Here is a 17075-nt window from a genome sequence, read left to right on the forward strand (position 1 = left end):
AGGCAGGGATGCCTACCCTACAAGATTAATCAAATAAATCTAAGGGTAAATGGCCGTACATCTCATTAATTCCACTTTGGGTGTATGACTGACATGATACCAAAACGCCACGATGATGCCCTGAATATGAATCAAGGTAGCATAAACCATTCTTACCGTTTAACTTGATATAAACAGGTCCTTCAATAACAGGCAAATTACTTGGTGGTTCATAACCAAACGCTAATGAGTAACTTCTCATCGCAGATAAACCTTCTTCGGCTGTATCAGCGCAAATACCCAAGATTTGGTAATCTGAAAGCCTTGTAAAAGCAAGCAATGCCCTGCGAATTAAGGGTTTTTCCGAACTCTTAACTATTGGAGCAACGTCAACGCAGTTAAATTTGTTGAGAATTTTCTTTGCGTCTTGAAGTGTGATATTGCTTTGATGTTGGCTTGTCATATCCCTCTAATTAGTGACTAGTTGTGTGCTGTATTATTGTGAAATTTGCCGCTTATGACCAATCAATTTGATCACATTAGGGAGATGATTGAATATTGCCGAGGTTAAATAGAAATGGCACACCGCTAGTTTTATCTCCCATCACAAGAACTTTTGGCATTTGGGCGCCGCCAGTTTTCCATGCTTCAATAGCCTCCTTTTGTAAAACTAACTGTCCTCCTTGAGCTTTCAATGTTTCAGCTAAAAGTCTTTGAGCCTCTGCTTTACCTTTGGCACGATTAATTTCTGCTTGAGCTTCCTGTTCAGCTTCTTTCGCGATATAAACCGCTCGTTGTGCCCGCTGTTCGGCAATTTGCTTCTCCTCCACGGCTTTTGCAAATTCTGGAGAAAAAGTTAGGTCTACCACACTCGTATCTAAGACAATTATTCCATATTTACTCAGTCGCTGGCTTAAAGCTAAATCAAAGTCGTCTTTGAGTTCACTACGTCGAGTTATTGCCTCCTCGACTGTCCGCCGTGCAGCTGCTATTTTAAACGATTCCTGAGTTTGTGGAGCAATAATCTTAGCTACAATGTTTTCCAATGTACCCTGCTTTCTACGTATTTCTACTATCTGTAAAGGATCGATTTGAAAGTTAATCGCAAACCTAGCAGAAAGCGTTTGCAAATCCTTTGTGGAACTCTCACCTGGTACTTCAAACTTCTGCACCGTCAAATCATATACATCAATCACTGAAATAAATGGCAGCTTGAGGTGAATACCCTCTAACAATGCTCCGTCTCTAGCCTTTCCTAATATACTAATAACCCCAGCTTGTCCCGGATTAATTATGATAAAGGAATTCAGACTTAATAGTACTATAATACTAAATAAAACTCCGAGTACAGCGCTTGGCCAACCGCTAAATTGCAGATTTTTCAATTCCCCTCCTGATAGATTATCCTGCCACTCTATATCTATACTTACATGCCATGAAAGAAGTTGTACTTTGATAGAGCAAACGTAGTAAAATATAATCCACACTTCTGTGAATAGCTGTGGTTACGCTATCTAAACATTTTAGGGCATCTCACAATCGTACTGGCGACTTACATCCACTCCAACGCCTGTCAAATTATGGTGTTGTTTACCGTAAACAAATCTGGCTAGCAGCTATTTGTTCGGTTCTAAACAAAATCTTTGACTTGGCGCCGCCTGTTTTAATTGGCACTGCTGTTGACGTAGTGGTTAAAAAACAGGATTCTGTAATAGCAAGTTTAGGAATTAGAGATTCAATATTCGGTCAGTCTCCCATTCTAGCGTTTTTTACAGTAATAGTCTGGGTCTTGGAATCAGTTTTCGAGTACCTATACAAAAGACTTTGGCGAAACTTATCGCAGCAGATTCAACACAATCTACGCCTCGACGCTTACAATCATCTACAAGAATTGGAATTAGCTTACTTTGAAGAACGCAGTACAGGTGGATTAATGTCGATTTTAAGTGACGACATTAACCGTTAGCTTACCCGAAGGGGTTAAAATAATATACTGGCTATATCCTTAAAACTACTAAAATATTTATGTTTACAACTTCATCTCAACCAGAAACCCCCGAAAACAAATGGCGGCATCAGCTAGACAACTTTGTCAAAGAGCAAAAATTAGAACTAGCAGCTTTATCATGGGGATTATGGTTAGAAAATGGTAGTAGTCAAGGAACTATAGGCATAGATTTACATCCCACACCACACTTCGTATATTGTCCATCGACAGCAGTTGAAAATTTAAACGATAAAGTAGAAAACCGTCTTCAGGAACTTTTAGGACTTATCAAACATTATAAGCCTGAAGTCGAAGTTTTAATGATAGGTATAGGCAAAGACCAAGTTAAACTTATTTACTTTGAGCCAGAAACGGCGCCTCCCCTTTGTTTTGAGCAGCTTGGTAAAGACGTTAATACCTTGTTAGATGAATTAGAAACACAACTTGGCGCCAGTTTGGTTTAAATAAACGTGTAAAAAACTATTCTTCAAGCTCAATTCTTGCTTCAGTATGAATGACGATAAATTTCACGAATACTTCTCTCGCAATTCAGAAATTACTTTGTAAAATGGTTCATAAACTGCTTTTCCAGTCTGAATATCTTCTAACCTTTTTGTTAATTCTACATCCCATGCTGCTTCTACATCCTCATCTACCTCTTCATCTAAAGAATTAATTAAAAAATGGGCAATATCAGCACGCTCTTGTATGGAAAGTCGAGAAGCTTCAAGCTTAAGTTTTTCTGCTATTTCACTCATTAACTATTGTCCTCTGTCCTCAAAAGTAAATAATGCTTGGAGACTTTATATTTTGCACTGTCAATAAGTAAGTGAGGCATAGCCCCACCTACAATTTTATACATATAAAGTAGTTTTTGCCGTTTTTAGAATCGGCACCGCTACCATTTTCATCCCTGCGGGGGTTGCCACAGTTAAACCGCGACGTGCTGGTTTTACGGGACGCTTATTTAACAGTGAAAGCTGATACTTAGATAAAACTGTTGCGAGAACTATTTTCATTTCGTGCATCGCAAACGCTGAACCAATACAGCGACGACTGCCACCACCAAAAGGCATATATTCATAGGCAGAATATTGTCTTTCTAAAAATCTTTCGGGTTTAAATTTATTCGGTTCTGGATAAGTTTCTTCACGGTGGTGAGCCATATATATCCCAGGAACAATCAAAGTTCCTTCGGGCAAGTTATAACCCATAATTTGAATTGGAGTTTTAAGTTTCCGAAAAACACCCGATAATACAAGTGGGTAAATTCTCAAGGTTTCTTGACATACTGCTGTTAAATAAGGCAGTTTACTGACTGCTGTTGTGTCTATATTATCATTTGTACTATCAAGTGTATTTAATTCGTTTAATAATTTATCGCGCGTTTCTGGTTGCATATCTAGCCAATAAAAAGCCCACGTTAACGCTGATGCCGTTGTTTCATGTCCAGCGAGTAGTAAAGTTACAAGTTGGTCGCGTAACTCGATATCAGACATTGGTTGACCGTCTTCGTATCGCGCGGACATCATTAAGCTTAAAACGTCTTGGCGATGTTCATGCATAGTAGCTTTGCGCTCTTGTATTAAAGCATAAATTAGCTCGTCAATTTTGTTAATTTCGCGTTTCATCCAACCCCACGGACTCAAGGTGCCAAAATCTGTTTGTAGAAAGGTAAAGAACAATGAACTAGATATTAGTGGGGAACCCATAAAATCTAGAAGCGAACTTAGTTTTCGTCGCAGTTCTTCTAATACGACTCCTTCATCTAAACCAAATACAACTCTTAATATTACTCGTAGGGATATTTCTTGCATTGACGAACGAATATCAAAAGGTTTATTATCCCAAGAATCTATAACAGAAAGCGTAATTTGATGAATTGCCGAACCATACGCACGCATTCTATCACCATGAAATGGGGGTGTTAGGAGTTGCCGACCTCTGGAGTGACGCTCACCATCCAGAAGTAGTAGTGAGTTGGTGCCAACTAAAAACTTCAAAAATCGATTGCCTCTACCTGCTTCAAAATAACTAGCTTCGGCGGTATAAATTTGTTGTAGTGCTTGGGGATGACTGAAGTAAACTATATGATTACCGCTTTTATTACGTAAAGTTAAAGTACCACCATATGTTTTGGCGTAGTCTTCCATGTACTTGATAGGCTGGAAAACTAACTTCATTACACGTAGCATCGGTGGTGTGTTTGGACCATCCGGTAAGTTGTAGGTAAGTACCATAGTAAAAACTCAAGTGTACGCGCTTATTAACTCTATTGTGGCGCCCCCAACCCAATCAAAAATCAAAAATCAAAAATTCCCCTAACACGGTATATTTATTATTAGTCAGCACCGAAGTGAGTATGAGCGTGCCGAAAATTATCGCGGTCGTAAATGGGAAAGGCGGAGTTGGTAAAACTACTACCGCAATTAATCTGGCGGCAACTTTGTCTCGTAACCACACAGTGCTTCTTGTGGATGCTGATATTCAGGGTTCGGCAAGTTGGTGGTTTGGACGTAGTCAGAATGGAATGGGGTTTGACCTATCCCAAGATACAGATTCAAAACTTTTAGGTCATTTGCGCTCAATAAAAGGTTACGATTTAATAATAGTAGATACGCCTCCAGCGCTACAGTCCTCTTCTTTAGCAGCAGTTGTGGACGTTGCAGATTATCTTGTTTTGCCCACACCTCCAGCACCACTGGATTTAGCTGTGCTTGTTGATACAGTAAAAACAGCAGTAACTCCCGCGCGAAAGCCCTATCGAGTTCTGTTGACAAAAGTAGATACACGAAGTTTAGGAGAAGCTCTGGAAGCTCAAAATACTTTATTACAATTAGGAATTCCTGCTTGTAATGCCTTTGTTCGTATTTACAAAGCCCACGAACGCGCGGCGCTTGAGGGTGTGGCAATTACACAATGGCGTGGGAAAAATGGGCGCGAGGCAGAATCAGACTACCGTCGCGTCGCCGAAGAAATACAGCGCGACTGGAGAAAATAATGGCTAAAAGAAGACTTGCTGACTTAGTACAAGAAGAAGCAAACAAAAATACTGTATCAGCCCAAGATACTAAAGAAGTTTCTGTAATAGATGTTACTGCGACACCTGTAGAAGCTTCAGATGAAGTTTCTCCCACCAAGGTAATTAATCAGGAAACTAATACGGAAGAATCAAATAAAACTAAAGCAAAAGGTAAAACTCAAGAAAGTAGTACGCAAAATAGTATATGGGATAGTAAAGAGGAAAGTAAAGACGAAACAACAGAAGGTTCTCATCTAAGCAAAGCTGATTTAGAAGTAACGATTCAAGAGCTGAATGAACAAATAGCACAAGTTCGTCACTCAGAAGCGAGTCTACAAAAAAAGGTAGAAAAGTTACAATCAGCCTTATCCGAGCAGAAAGCTGCGTATGAGGTTTCAGAAAAAGCTTTATCGGAGCAAAAAGCTGCGTCTGAGCGTTCGAGCAAAGAACTTAAAGAAGCAAAGAAAACCGCTTTACAGTTAGCAGAAGCAAATTCAGAACTCACAGCAGAAATTGAAGAGTTAAAGCAAACCATAGCTTCATTTGAAAAGCAAAAGCAACCTCAACAGCAAAAACCAGCAGCTTTAACAAAGGCGCCAGTACAGTACAGAAAATCATACGGTACATTGGATAGGTTACAAGTTCAACCCTCAGTAGAACAAACACATTCTTCTAACGACTCTTCTTCTCCCATGTGGTTACTCGACTAAGAAGAGTGCTGAGTGCTGAGTGCTGAGTACTGAGTTATGAGTTATGAGTGAGTTATACTATTCTTGATTTATCATTAACGCTGTATTTTAGATTGTATGAGCACGAGGGTTTTTAACAAAAAGTAAAATCAATTACTCAGCACTAAACACTCAGCACTCAGCACTTTACACTAAATAGCTATAGCTGTCATGTACAATTTTTTACCAATTGCTTACTTTGAAGATCAATTTATACCTTTTTCGGATGCAAAAATTTCTATAGCTACTCATGCTTTACATTACGGAACAGGCGCCTTGGGGGGGTTACGTGGTATACCTGACCCACAGGATTCTACACGAATATTATTATTTAGGCTCGACCGTCACTGTCAAAGATTAAGTACGAGTGCAAAATTTCTCCATTATGATATATCCGCCGATAAAATCCAAGAAACGATTATTGAATTAATTAAGAAAAATCAACCTTCAACATCATTTTATCTTCGTCCTTTCGTTTATACTGCTGATTTGGGAATAGCTCCACGACTGCATAACATCAAGAAAGACTTTTTTGTTTATGGTTTAGAACTGGGTGAATATTCATCTCCTGCGGGAGTTACCTGTCGAATTAGTTCTTGGTATCGTCAAACTGATGTAAGTTTTCCATTGCGTGGTAAAATCAGCGCTGCTTATATTACTTCATCGTTAGCAAAGACTGAAGCTGTAGAGTCTGGTTTTGATGAGGCAATTTTGATGAACTCCCAAGGTAAGGTTAGTGAAGCTTCGGGAATGAATATTTTTATTGTTCGGAATGGACAAATATTTACTCCTGGCTTTGAGCAAGATATTTTAGAAGGTATTACGCGCGATAGTGTAATGCGGTTAGCTGGAGATTTAGGATTTAAGGTTATAGAAAGACCGATTGATAAATCTGAATTATTTATTGCTGATGAAGTTTTTTTGTGTGGTACAGCTGCTAAGGTTTTGCCTGTTATTCAGATAGAGAATTTTAAGTTGCCTGAGAGTAAACCGATAACTGAAAAGTTGCGAGAAAAGTTTACAGCAATAACCGAAAATCGTGACCCTAATTATCAAGAGTGGGTATATCCCATTTCCCTTTAAATTATGTATGTAGGGTGCGTAACGCTATAACAATATTTCAGCGAAGCAAATAATCTTGTAGCGTTACGCACCGAATTGTTAAATCATCTCTTTTACAAAGTCTAAAAGGTGTTGCGCCGTTTCTTCTGGCTGTTCAAGGTGGGGAACATGTCCAGAATCTTGAATCCAAATTAATTTACTGTTAGGAATCGCGCGTTTAAATCGAGGTGCGTCTTTAGTCCCCAATATTTTATCCGAATCTCCCCATAATATTAAAGTTGGCTGCCGTATCTCTGATAGTTTCTTGAATCTAAATGCATTGTATCCACCGCTTTTTGTAAATGCAATCAAAGCTGTGTTCCAATTGGGCATTTCCAAGTGTAATGTTGCACAAAGTTGAGCGTCTATTGTTGCTAATTCTTTATTCTTATACGCCGCACGCGATATACTCTGACGAACTTTTGGACTGCGTAGAAAATTCGCTGCCAGGGTATCCAAGGGTGGGAACATGAATTTCACCAGTGGCGAACTACTTACTAAACCTGCACTGTCTATTAGTACTAATTTTTCTACTGCTTCTGGATAAGTTAAAGTAAAATCGATTGCTGCGGCGCCACCCATTGAGGCACCAACTAAAATTACTGGTTTGTTAATTAAAGTTTTCCAAAAGTGATATAAATGTGTTTTAATCGCTGTTGGGCTAAATTTTACACCCAAAAGCCTATCAGTAAATCCAAATCCTAATAAATCAACTACCCAAGTTTCATTATTTGCACTCAAAAGTGGTAAAAGGCGCCGAAACTCTAAGGCTGAACTATCAAATCCATGAATTAATAATAAGGGAGTACCACCATTACCTTGATGTACATACGCAGTGGTAATTGGTTGATTACTAAGTGGAGTGGGAATTTCTGCTTGCTCGATTTTTTGCGCTATGGCTATTGACGCTGCCTCGGCTAATTGCTCAACTGTAGCAGGTAAGAATTTAGGAAATTGCTCTACACCAAAAGAAGACATTTACGGTAAAAGCACACAAATATTAACTAACTATCAAATTATATCTGATTTTAAGATTATTTACTTGAGGAAGTTGCTTTTCAAAGTAGTATAATTATTTCACTTTCTTAAATGTGTAGTGGAGCAGGAGATGCCACAAGCGGTTGGAGCAATTGAAACACTGGGTTTTCCCGCTGTGCTAGCAGCAGCAGACGCGATGGTGAAATCTGCTGAAGTTGCAATAGTTTATTATGGTATCGCAGAAAGTGGGCGCATGATAGTTGTAGTGCGTGGACAAGTTGCAGAAGTTGAGCGTGCAGTTGGATCTGGCATCGAAGCAGGTAATGAAGCCTTTGGAGGTCAAGTTATTACTTACTACATAATTCCAAACCCCCCAGAAAACGTAGAAACCATTCTGCCTATTCATTTCACGAGTAAGTCGGAACCTTTCCGCATCTTTTAAGTTATGAGTGCGCTCAGCACTCAGCACTCAGCACTCAGCACTTAACACTTTCTACTCAGCACTCAGCACTCAACGCTGTACAATTAATTTCTAACGTTTGATACGTTTATTGATATAGGAGATTTTTCAATGCCATTACAGGCAGTTGGCTCATTAGAAACCAAGGGGTTTCCTGCTGTACTTGCCGCAGCAGATGCTATGGTTAAAGCTGGACGAGTCACCCTCGTTGGTTATATACGAGTCGGTAGCGCGCGCTTTACAGTAAATATTCGCGGTGATGTTTCGGAAGTCAAAGCCGCAATGTCTGCTGGGATCGAAGCCGCAGAAAGCTGTCATGGTGGTACTCTTGAGTCGTGGGTTATCATTCCACGTCCTCACGAAAATGTCGAAGCTGTTTTACCTATTGCCTACAACGACCAAGTTGAACAGTATCGAATGTCTGTAGAGAATCCAATAGTACGTAGAAGTTAGTACAAGTTAGTACAAGTTAGTAAAAATTATTCACTTGTCAGATTCCCGATAACTCAAGACCAAAAGTCGGGAATCTTCGATATCACCCTTATGGGTACTTTTAAGCTATCTGCGTTTGAAAGAGAATTACTTATAAAGTTATTAAAGATTGCCTAAATTATGAACTTGCTCTGCTTTTACTAAATCTTTGTTAATTAAACAACTATTTGGTAAGAATCGAAGTATATAGTATAAAAGACAGCTTTAATTTTAGTTTATACGGAGACAAAAGTAGCGTGAAACTTAAAGCGCCAAAGCTTCGTCACGATTGCAGGCGGTTCTCTTACCTTACAGAATTATCCTGAGTTCGAGCTGAAACTAGTTCAAGTAACATATTAACAAAACTATGTCCACAAAACTTCATACTATGGTACATATGAGAAATTGCCTAGATATCACGAAAACACGTGGGTCTACACTCCTAAAATGAGAATAAAAAATAAAAATCTGAGAAAAACTGCATAAGATACACAAGTTGACACGTAATAAGAGTGTAGTGGCAAATCAGAAGCACAAATATTATCGCTGGTTGGGTGCAACTGCCAGTTAAAAAACTTTAAGTGGGATAACAGGGGGTTGTAATGCAAACTTTAAGACAGGGTTTTGAGGAGCGCCAGAACGCAATGGAAACTGTTGCGGACAAATTAGCTTTATATTGGCGCCAGCGCTTAGACGCTGAGTGCCCCGAACAAAGTGTAACAAATCGAGAAAGTATTATTAATTGGTTACTTGGAGCCGACAGAAGCCGCTACAACGAACTAAGTCCAAAAGATTTAGATATCGCCAAGCAGGCAATGGAGTACCGTTGGCGAATTTTAAACCAGCGATATTTGGGTAAAGGTAGAGACATTGCTTATCGTAACCTGATTACTCGTTTAGGTGGGTTAGCAACACTGCGTAACAAAATTCAAACTTGGGTTTCCTTAAGTCGCGACCGTCAGCGTTCCGTCGTCGATGTTTTACAGGAAGTCATCCAAGAGTTGCTGCAAAGCGACAATTATATGCTTTCTCAAATGGCTGCTATCGCTAAGTTTACTTCGGAGCCAAGGCTGAAAAATGCGCTGTTGTTCGCCAGCATTGAAGAATATTGCTTGCGTCCAATACGTAACCAGCCCTTACTAGTATACAGATTTGTAAATTATTTACGGCGCACTTCGCGCGGTGGGTTGACGCAGGTTCCCACCAGCGATTTAGTAAAATTAGTATCAGAAGAAGTTTTAAGCGACGATAATGATAATCGGCTCAACTTGGCAGATAATCAAGCAATTGCTGAATATCAAGAAGCTCAAGATTTGGAAGAGCAGCAAACCCTGCGGAATGACGTTAAACAGGAATTTGAAAACTACTTAAAGGAAAATCTTGGCGAAGAAGCTGTACAGTGGTTGCGGATGTACTTACAAGGTAAGTCACAAGATGCCATTGCTAAAAAGTTAAGCAAACCCATTAAAGAAATATACCGACTGCGAGAAAAAATCAGCTATCACGCTGTGCGTGTTTTTGCGCTCAAAAACAAGCCTGAACTCGTTGATGTTTGGCTAGGAACTTCCCTAATGGAGCATAACTTTGGATTGGCTACCGCACAATGGCAGCAATTGTTAGAAAAATTAACCCCCACTCAGAAACGAATCCTTGAGTTACGCAAAGCTGGGGAATCTATTGAAGCTATTGCTCCGACCTTGAAACTCAAAGCTCACCAAGCTATGGGTGAATGGACGAAAGTTTACCTTGCAGCACAAGCTCTACGAACAGAAGAATAATCTGGTTCTCGGTTTTTTTGTCCGTGCTATGGTCTTTTTTTACCACAGAGACACGTAGAGACGCGATTAATCGCGTCTCTACACAGAGAAATTTAAGAGAGGCGCCTAAAGTTAAGGGTGCCTCTTTTAATAAGATAGTTGTAGTTTTTTAAATTTATACAGAAATTATAGTGGTGATTGTTAACTAGACTATAAGTTCTGGGAAGAATAGGATGGTAGGATACACAGGCAATCGGACTATGCTGTCTTCAGAGGGTAAACCAACTGATACCGAGACAATGAACCAGCAAGTGTTACCCGGCACTACAATGCTCGAGTGGAACACTGAATCAGTAAAATCAGAAATATTTCAACTCATCGAGAGCTTTCTGTCGTTTGAAGCTTGCCTTTACCATCAAATGTTGCCCTTGCGATTTGAAGACAAGAATTTAATTTTGGGTATGGTAAACTCAAACGACGATGTAGCCCTTGAATACGTTAACCGTATTTTAATGTATGTGAACTGTACATTGACGATTCAGCTTATGGATGCTGAGGTTCATCGCTCCATACTTTCGGCATACTTAAATTACAAAAATACATCTCATTCGACTAATAAGAAAATCCCCCTACCCAGTCAATATTCACAAGCTCATGCTCAACAATTAGAGAAACCACACCAGGAATTAACGCACGTAGATGTAGATTCAGATATAAATAAGGATATTAGTACAACTATTGATACATTTGTTAACTCAAACGCATCAAATGTACTTGATAGCAATATTATTTATAGAGAAATCAAAACTACTACACACAAACAAACTCCAGAAGCAAACGCGGAATCTGTTTCAGCCACAAAAATACCCATTCTGTCAGTTCCTGCACCCGATGAATTTACTCCTGTAGAATTACTCGCAGCATTACCACCCAAGAAATTTTTAGAAGAATTACTTGGTAGAGTAATTGTCGGAGGTATTGGCAGACTTTATTTTGAACGACTTCCTTACGAAGGTAAAGTTCTTTGGAGTGAAAACGGTGTATTGCAGTCTGTCTTGGAAAAATTACCTCTCTCCGTATTTCAAGGCGCCTTAAACGAACTGAAGCGATTCGCGAATTTACGTATAACCACGTTATCAGAGCCGAAGCAAGTTGAAAAAGAATACATGTATCAAAATCAACGTTTACTGTTGCGTTTGCGAGTAATGCCTGGAATGTACGGTGAAGAAGCAACGCTACAAGTTCTGAAAGGAGCAGCGTTAAAATTTTATCAACAGCAACAGCTATCTCGTCTTAGTCGTGATGCCTTGGGTATTTCTCAGCAGCTGAGTTTCAAATTACACGAGTTACAGGAAAGACTGTTACAAAGCCGTAACACGAGTAGTGAGCAGTTTGAGGCTTTAAAAACATTAAATCGCCTATTAGATAACCTGGATAATCAAATCAAAAATTTAACTTCCTCTGAGAATGACCGCTAAAAACTTCCGTAAAACCTCCGATATCAATAGTTAATAACTTGTGTTCTAATCAAAATAGGACTAATGTCATATTAGTTGTTAAGTATATACAAGTCGATATAAATATTAAAAAAATCGTTAAAAATTTAGCGATTTATTTCAACCTATTTATTAATGTCTACCCACTTTCATGCTGACGACTATTTTTAGTGAAACTTTTCCCTTATTAAGTACAGCTAGTCCGCAAACAATAGAGTGGATGTTAAATGTTGCGACCGAACATGAATATCCAACAGGACGCGCGGTGTTAATGGAAGATTCCTGGGGAAATGCTGTATATTTCGTTGTTTCCGGTTGGGTGAAAGTCCGACGTATGAGTAGTGAAGACTACCGCGCGCTCGCAATTTTAGGCAAAGGTGACTTTTTTGGAGAAATGGCAATTCTAGATGAATCTCCTCGGTCTACAGATGTTATCGCGCTTTCTCCTGTAAAATTACTAAGTATCTCTCGAAACTGCTTTATTCAAATTTTATTTAAAGACTCTCAATTACATCATCGCATGTTACAAATGATGGTGCGACGATTACGACACGTAAACATGCGCTTACAAATGCGCTCTTCACCACCTGCTGTTAAACTTGCTTATACCTTAATCACTCTCGGTGATAACTATGGAAAAGATTCAGAACTTGGAAAAGAAATTTTTAATGTTTCTTTTCAAGACTTAGCTGATGTCACCGAAATAGGTGTTGATGAAACTGAAAAAATTATGGAGAAACTCCATGAGAAAGGATGGATAAAAATTGACCCTCATAAACAAGTCATTCACTTGGTTAATCTTAAACAATTAATGAATCTAGCTCGAAAATTGTAGAAACGCGCTCCAAAACTCCAAAGAGAGCTTATTTAGGTAATCAGCGCACTGACTGTACTTCAACGCTACACTAAAAGTATATCTATATATATTCTACCAATAAGCCTTGATTGTATAATCTTAGGCTACTGTACTCACCACTCCTAAACGGAAATGACGGAACTTATCGCAACTGACGCTGGCACCACCCTGAACGATTATACTACAGATTTCTCAACAAGCAGCATTCATTATCAAGTGGCAATGCCGCAACCACAAACCCATTTATATGAAGTTACTTTGCGGGTTGCTAACTGTCCCTCACCTGTTCTCGATTTAAAATTCCCCGTTTGGACTCCTGGCTCTTATTTAGTACGTGAGTACTCAAAAAATTTACAGGATTTGACAGCGTTTGCTGAGGATAAACCTTTGTCAGCGCGCAAAATTAGTAAGAACCATTGGCAAGTAGATACTAAAGGTGTTTCTGTAGCTACTATTAGTTATAAAGTATTCGCTTCAGAATTATCGGTGCGAACTAATCATTTAGACGCTACACACGCTTACTTCAACGGCGCCGCATTATTTTTTAGAATACCAGATTATGATAAACAGCCAATAGATATCACTATTGTGGCACCTCCTGAATGGCACGTGACAACTGCTTTGCCACCTGTATCAGGACGTAGCAATACTTGGAGAGCGGCTGATTTTGATACGTTAGTTGATAGTCCGTTTGAAATTGGTGTACATCAAGTATATAACTTTGAGGTATTGGGAAAACCTCATGAACTAGCTATTTGGGGTCAGGGTAATTATCAAGTTGAACAGATGATTACCGATATCAAGCGTATTATCAAAGTTGAAGCTGAGATGTTTGGTGGTTTACCTTACTCTCGATACGTTTTTATACTACATTTATTATCCCAAGCTTACGGCGGTTTAGAGCATAAAGACTCATGCTCATTAATTTATCAAAGATTTGGTTTTCGAGACAAAGATAAATACGAACGATTTTTACAGCTTGTTGCTCACGAATTCTTTCATCTATGGAACGTTAAGCGAATTCGTCCAAAAGCTCTAGAAGTTTTTGACTACGATGCAGAAAACTATACACCATCACTTTGGTTTTGTGAAGGCACTACAAGCTATTACGACCTGTTAATTCCTTTACGAGCAGGAATTTACGATGCTAAATCATATTTATCGCATCTAAGTAAAGAAATTAGTAGGTATCTAAATACTCCGGGGCGTAAAGTTCAACTTTTATCTGAATCGAGTTTTGATGCATGGATCAAATTATATCGTCCGGATGCCAACAGTGGTAATTCCCAAATTTCCTACTACTTGAAAGGGGAAATGGTATCGCTACTACTTGACTTAATGATTCGCGCGCGCTATAAGAATCAACGTTCCTTCGATAACGTTCTCGTTAAAATGTGGGAGCAATTTGGTAAAGACGAAATTGGCTTTACTCCGCAACAGCTACAATTTGTGATCGAGTCAGTAGCTGGTAATGATTTAACAGATTTCTTCAAACGTTATATTGATGGTTTGGAGGATTTGCCGTTTAATAGCTACCTTGAACCATTTGGTTTGTATTTAGCAGGTGACTGTGATGATGAACCTTATTTGGGTATAAGAGTTTGCACCGAAAACGGTAGAGAGGTTATTAAATTTGTTGAATCTGGTTCTCCTGCACAAATTTCTGGTATTGATCCAGGTGATGAACTATTAGCTATTGATGGTATTAAAGTTGGCGCCAGTGGGTTAAGTGAACGTCTCAAAGATTACCAACCAAACCATACTGTACAAGTAACTGTTTTCCACCAAGACCAGCTTTGTAACTACAACGTCACTCTAACTTCTCCAATTTCAACTAAGTATCAATTAAAACTTGTAGATAAATTGAACTCAAGTCAAAAAGATAATTTGATTGGTTGGTTAGGTGCCGAGTGTAAGAATATGTGGTAATTACTGGCAACGGATATAACGGATGTAACGGATAGTTTGTTTGTTACATCCGACCAAATATTTTTTGGGGCGCCTTTAATTTTCGCGTTCTTGTAATCTTGCCAACAATTCTTGATAACGCTGACGTTCTTGTTCTAATTCCTGCTGTAATTGTTCGGCGCGTTGCTCTGCTTGTTGGCGTTGCTGTTCAGCTTGTTGACGTTGCTGTTCAGCTTGTTGACGTTGCTGTTCTTTAAACTGAATTTGCTCCTCAAGTTCTACGGGAGAAGCAAAAAGTCGGTTGTCTGGGCGATATATTTCTAGCGTTATGGGTGTTAGTATGAACTTGATTCCCAAACGCGGACTAGTCCAACCGTTCATATTTTTGATTGATTTGAGTTTTTCACCTGAACGTTGCCAACCTTCTAGTATGTTTTTGTCTGGGTCGTATACATAATATTCCTCAACGCCATATTTGTCGTAAAAATCTAGCTTTAGCCGCATTTCCTCCCGCGTGTTGCCCGGTGATAATATTTCAAACACAACTTGTGGTGCAATATTACCTTCAAACCACTGTAAGTACGAACCTCTATAACCTTTTGGTCTACCAAACACCACCATTGCATCTGGTGCGTACTTTATTTTATTGTTGCCTTTGACCGGATACCAAAATAAGTCTCCTGCAACAAATACATCCGCTATTGAAGCAAATAATATTTCTAAACCTTCTTTAATCTTGACAATCCAATTGAACTGTAGTGTATTCTGAGCCATCGATTCACCGTCGCTGTCTGGATAAATTACCAAATCATCGGCGGTATCTTCTTGTGTAACTTGTCGTACCATATTCTTGCACCTCCTGTAATATTGAGGTTGTTACCTCATTGTAAATGCTCGAAGAGTAGATTCCCGCTTATATTTAGTAACAAAATATTCCCAAGTAAATATTTACTGGTGACTACTTAGGACAGATGTTAAACTGGCGCCCTCATCTTTGACGTTGTTGATGATTGGATGGTAAGATTCCCTCTGACAGAGCAAAATGCGACAAAACGAGCTAGCCTAATATTGGAATGTTGTAATTGTATAGGGATTTTTAGTTGCGACCTTTAAGAATTGTTGTAATTGGAGGTGGCGCCGCTGGTTTTTTTGGCGCCATAGCTGCTGCTAGAACAAATTCTCTAGCATCCATTATTTTACTTGAAGCTGGTGGACAGCTATTGTCGAAGGTGCGTGTTTCTGGGGGTGGAAGATGTAATGTCACTCACGCTTGCTTTGACTCAAAAGTGTTGACCCAAAACTATCCTAGAGGAAGTAAAGCTTTAATTGGCGCCTTTGCCCGCTTTCAAGCCCAAGATACTGTAACTTGGTTTAATAAGCATGGTGTTGAACTAAAAACTGAAGCTGATGGCAGAATGTTTCCAACTACCGATAATTCGGAGACTATTGTTGATTGTTTAATACAAACCGCCAAACATGTTGGTGTTAAGATTTGCGTTGGCGCCGCTGTAACGTCAGTAAAATTTGATAGATGCTTTGAAGTTACGCTCAAATCGGGTGATACATTAGAAGCTGACCGTTTACTCCTCGCGACAGGCAGTAACCCAGTTGGATATAGAATAGCTCAATCTCTGGGACACAGTATTGAATCTCCTGTTCCCTCACTATTCACCTTTAATGTTCGTGACGAAAGTTTGCGACAATTGGCTGGTGTAAGCGTTAACCCTGTTAAACTACGCTTGACTATTCCTGATAAAGGTCAACTCGAACAAGTCGGTCCATTATTGATTACACATTGGGGAGTTAGTGGCCCTGCTGTACTAAAACTTTCCGCATGGGGCGCCCGTTTACTGCATTCTAGTAAATACCAGGCAAACTTATCTATAAATTGGTTGCCAAATTTAAATCAAGATGAGTTACGACAAAAACTACTCGCTGTTAAAGAAGAAGTACCGAGACGCGCAATTTTTTTACATCGTGGTGTAGATATTCCTCATCGTCTCTGGCAGTATATGGTAACACGCGCGGGTGTTGAAGCTGAAACCCGTTGGGCAGAACTTTCAAAAAAACAGCTAAATTTACTCGTTCAGGAACTAACCGTTGGACAATTTCCTGTAAACGGTAAAGGTGTATTCAAAGATGAGTTTGTTACCTGTGGTGGTGTCCAACTCAAGGAAGTTGATTTCAAAACGATGGAAAGCAAACTTGTAAATGGACTACACTTTGCTGGGGAGGTGTTAGATATAGATGGTATTACTGGTGGTTTTAATTTCCAAAGCGCTTGGACAACTGGCTATTTAGCAGGTTGTGCAATGGCTCTTTCCTAAATAAG

General features: G+C 39.3%; 17 protein-coding genes and 1 pseudogene. 12 read left to right on the plus strand and 6 right to left on the minus strand.

Going from position 1 to position 17075, the window contains the following annotated elements; genetic code table 11:
- Positions 1 to 25 precede the first annotated feature (25 nt).
- Together AC2JBO_RS10480 and AC2JBO_RS10485 are read right to left on the minus strand one after the other, a co-directional pair.
- Positions 26 to 442 carry a DUF1824 family protein gene (locus tag AC2JBO_RS10480; protein ID WP_496953590.1) on the minus strand — a complete coding sequence of 139 codons (417 nt, stop codon included), beginning with the start codon at positions 440 to 442 and terminating at the stop codon, positions 26 to 28.
- Between the two features lie 76 nt (positions 443 to 518).
- A complete protein-coding gene (locus AC2JBO_RS10485) occupies positions 519 to 1364 on the minus strand; it encodes a prohibitin family protein (RefSeq protein ID WP_496953591.1) in 846 nt (281 codons plus the stop codon).
- Positions 1365 to 1480: 116 nt separating this feature from the next.
- Between AC2JBO_RS10485 and AC2JBO_RS10490 the strand changes: the two are divergent.
- Positions 1481 to 1942, plus strand: a pseudogene (locus tag AC2JBO_RS10490) (ABC transporter transmembrane domain-containing protein); the annotation flags it as partial.
- Between the two features lie 62 nt (positions 1943 to 2004).
- The gene (ccmS, locus tag AC2JBO_RS10495) at positions 2005 to 2430 is read left to right on the plus strand and encodes a beta-carboxysome assembly chaperone CcmS (RefSeq protein WP_496953592.1); all 426 of its coding nucleotides are present in this window, start codon (positions 2005 to 2007) and stop codon (positions 2428 to 2430) included.
- A gap of 63 nt (positions 2431 to 2493) precedes the next feature.
- Here ccmS and AC2JBO_RS10500 read toward each other — a convergent pair whose 3' ends face one another.
- Complete coding sequence (locus AC2JBO_RS10500; protein WP_496953593.1) at positions 2494 to 2724, minus strand: addiction module protein; 231 nt, start codon at positions 2722 to 2724, stop codon at positions 2494 to 2496.
- Positions 2725 to 2820: 96 nt separating this feature from the next.
- The gene (locus AC2JBO_RS10505) at positions 2821 to 4206 is read right to left on the minus strand and encodes a cytochrome P450 (protein ID WP_496953594.1); all 1386 of its coding nucleotides are present in this window, start codon (positions 4204 to 4206) and stop codon (positions 2821 to 2823) included.
- Positions 4207 to 4334: 128 nt separating this feature from the next.
- On the opposite strand from AC2JBO_RS10505, the gene AC2JBO_RS10510 reads away from it, so the two are divergent.
- The 3 genes from AC2JBO_RS10510 (at position 4335) to AC2JBO_RS10520 (ending at position 6799) form a co-directional block, all read left to right on the plus strand.
- Complete coding sequence (locus tag AC2JBO_RS10510; RefSeq protein WP_496953616.1) at positions 4335 to 4967, plus strand: ParA family protein; 633 nt, start codon at positions 4335 to 4337, stop codon at positions 4965 to 4967.
- The gene (locus AC2JBO_RS10515) at positions 4967 to 5698 is read left to right on the plus strand and encodes a hypothetical protein (RefSeq protein ID WP_496953595.1); all 732 of its coding nucleotides are present in this window, start codon (positions 4967 to 4969) and stop codon (positions 5696 to 5698) included. Before AC2JBO_RS10510 ends, AC2JBO_RS10515 begins: the two co-directional genes overlap by 1 nt.
- A gap of 189 nt (positions 5699 to 5887) precedes the next feature.
- Positions 5888 to 6799 carry a branched-chain amino acid transaminase gene (locus tag AC2JBO_RS10520; protein ID WP_496953596.1) on the plus strand — a complete coding sequence of 304 codons (912 nt, stop codon included), beginning with the start codon at positions 5888 to 5890 and terminating at the stop codon, positions 6797 to 6799.
- A gap of 78 nt (positions 6800 to 6877) precedes the next feature.
- Here the strand turns inward: AC2JBO_RS10520 and AC2JBO_RS10525 are convergent, their stop codons facing one another.
- Positions 6878 to 7795 carry an alpha/beta fold hydrolase gene (locus tag AC2JBO_RS10525; RefSeq protein ID WP_496953597.1) on the minus strand — a complete coding sequence of 306 codons (918 nt, stop codon included), beginning with the start codon at positions 7793 to 7795 and terminating at the stop codon, positions 6878 to 6880.
- Positions 7796 to 7925: 130 nt separating this feature from the next.
- Between AC2JBO_RS10525 and AC2JBO_RS10530 the strand changes: the two genes are divergently transcribed.
- From AC2JBO_RS10530 to AC2JBO_RS10555, 6 genes are all read left to right on the plus strand, one after another.
- The gene (locus AC2JBO_RS10530) at positions 7926 to 8237 is read left to right on the plus strand and encodes a carbon dioxide-concentrating mechanism protein CcmK (protein WP_496953598.1); all 312 of its coding nucleotides are present in this window, start codon (positions 7926 to 7928) and stop codon (positions 8235 to 8237) included.
- 129 nt (positions 8238 to 8366) lie between these two features.
- Positions 8367 to 8708, plus strand: coding sequence for a carbon dioxide-concentrating mechanism protein CcmK (locus AC2JBO_RS10535; RefSeq protein WP_496953599.1), 342 nt, complete (start codon positions 8367 to 8369; stop codon positions 8706 to 8708).
- 620 nt (positions 8709 to 9328) lie between these two features.
- Positions 9329 to 10504 (plus strand): HetZ-related protein 2, encoded by a 1176-nt coding sequence (locus AC2JBO_RS10540; RefSeq protein WP_496953600.1) that lies wholly within the window; start codon positions 9329 to 9331, stop codon positions 10502 to 10504.
- 239 nt (positions 10505 to 10743) lie between these two features.
- Positions 10744 to 11961 carry a pilus assembly protein PilB gene (locus tag AC2JBO_RS10545; protein WP_496953601.1) on the plus strand — a complete coding sequence of 406 codons (1218 nt, stop codon included), beginning with the start codon at positions 10744 to 10746 and terminating at the stop codon, positions 11959 to 11961.
- Between the two features lie 169 nt (positions 11962 to 12130).
- Positions 12131 to 12814, plus strand: a complete 684-nt coding sequence (locus AC2JBO_RS10550; protein WP_496953602.1) for a Crp/Fnr family transcriptional regulator — start codon at positions 12131 to 12133, stop codon at positions 12812 to 12814.
- A 153-nt stretch (positions 12815 to 12967) separates the two neighbouring features.
- The gene (locus AC2JBO_RS10555; RefSeq protein WP_496953603.1) at positions 12968 to 14764 is read left to right on the plus strand and encodes a M61 family metallopeptidase; all 1797 of its coding nucleotides are present in this window, start codon (positions 12968 to 12970) and stop codon (positions 14762 to 14764) included.
- Positions 14765 to 14839: 75 nt separating this feature from the next.
- Here AC2JBO_RS10555 and AC2JBO_RS10560 read toward each other — a convergent pair whose 3' ends face one another.
- Complete coding sequence (locus AC2JBO_RS10560; protein WP_496953604.1) at positions 14840 to 15589, minus strand: Uma2 family endonuclease; 750 nt, start codon at positions 15587 to 15589, stop codon at positions 14840 to 14842.
- A 254-nt stretch (positions 15590 to 15843) separates the two neighbouring features.
- Here AC2JBO_RS10560 and AC2JBO_RS10565 point away from each other — a divergent pair, with 254 nt between their 5' ends.
- A complete protein-coding gene (locus AC2JBO_RS10565; protein ID WP_496953605.1) occupies positions 15844 to 17070 on the plus strand; it encodes a BaiN/RdsA family NAD(P)/FAD-dependent oxidoreductase in 1227 nt (408 codons plus the stop codon).
- Positions 17071 to 17075: the final 5 nt, after the last annotated feature.

This window comes from Calothrix sp. CBUCES-K 9914 (assembly GCF_059640475.1).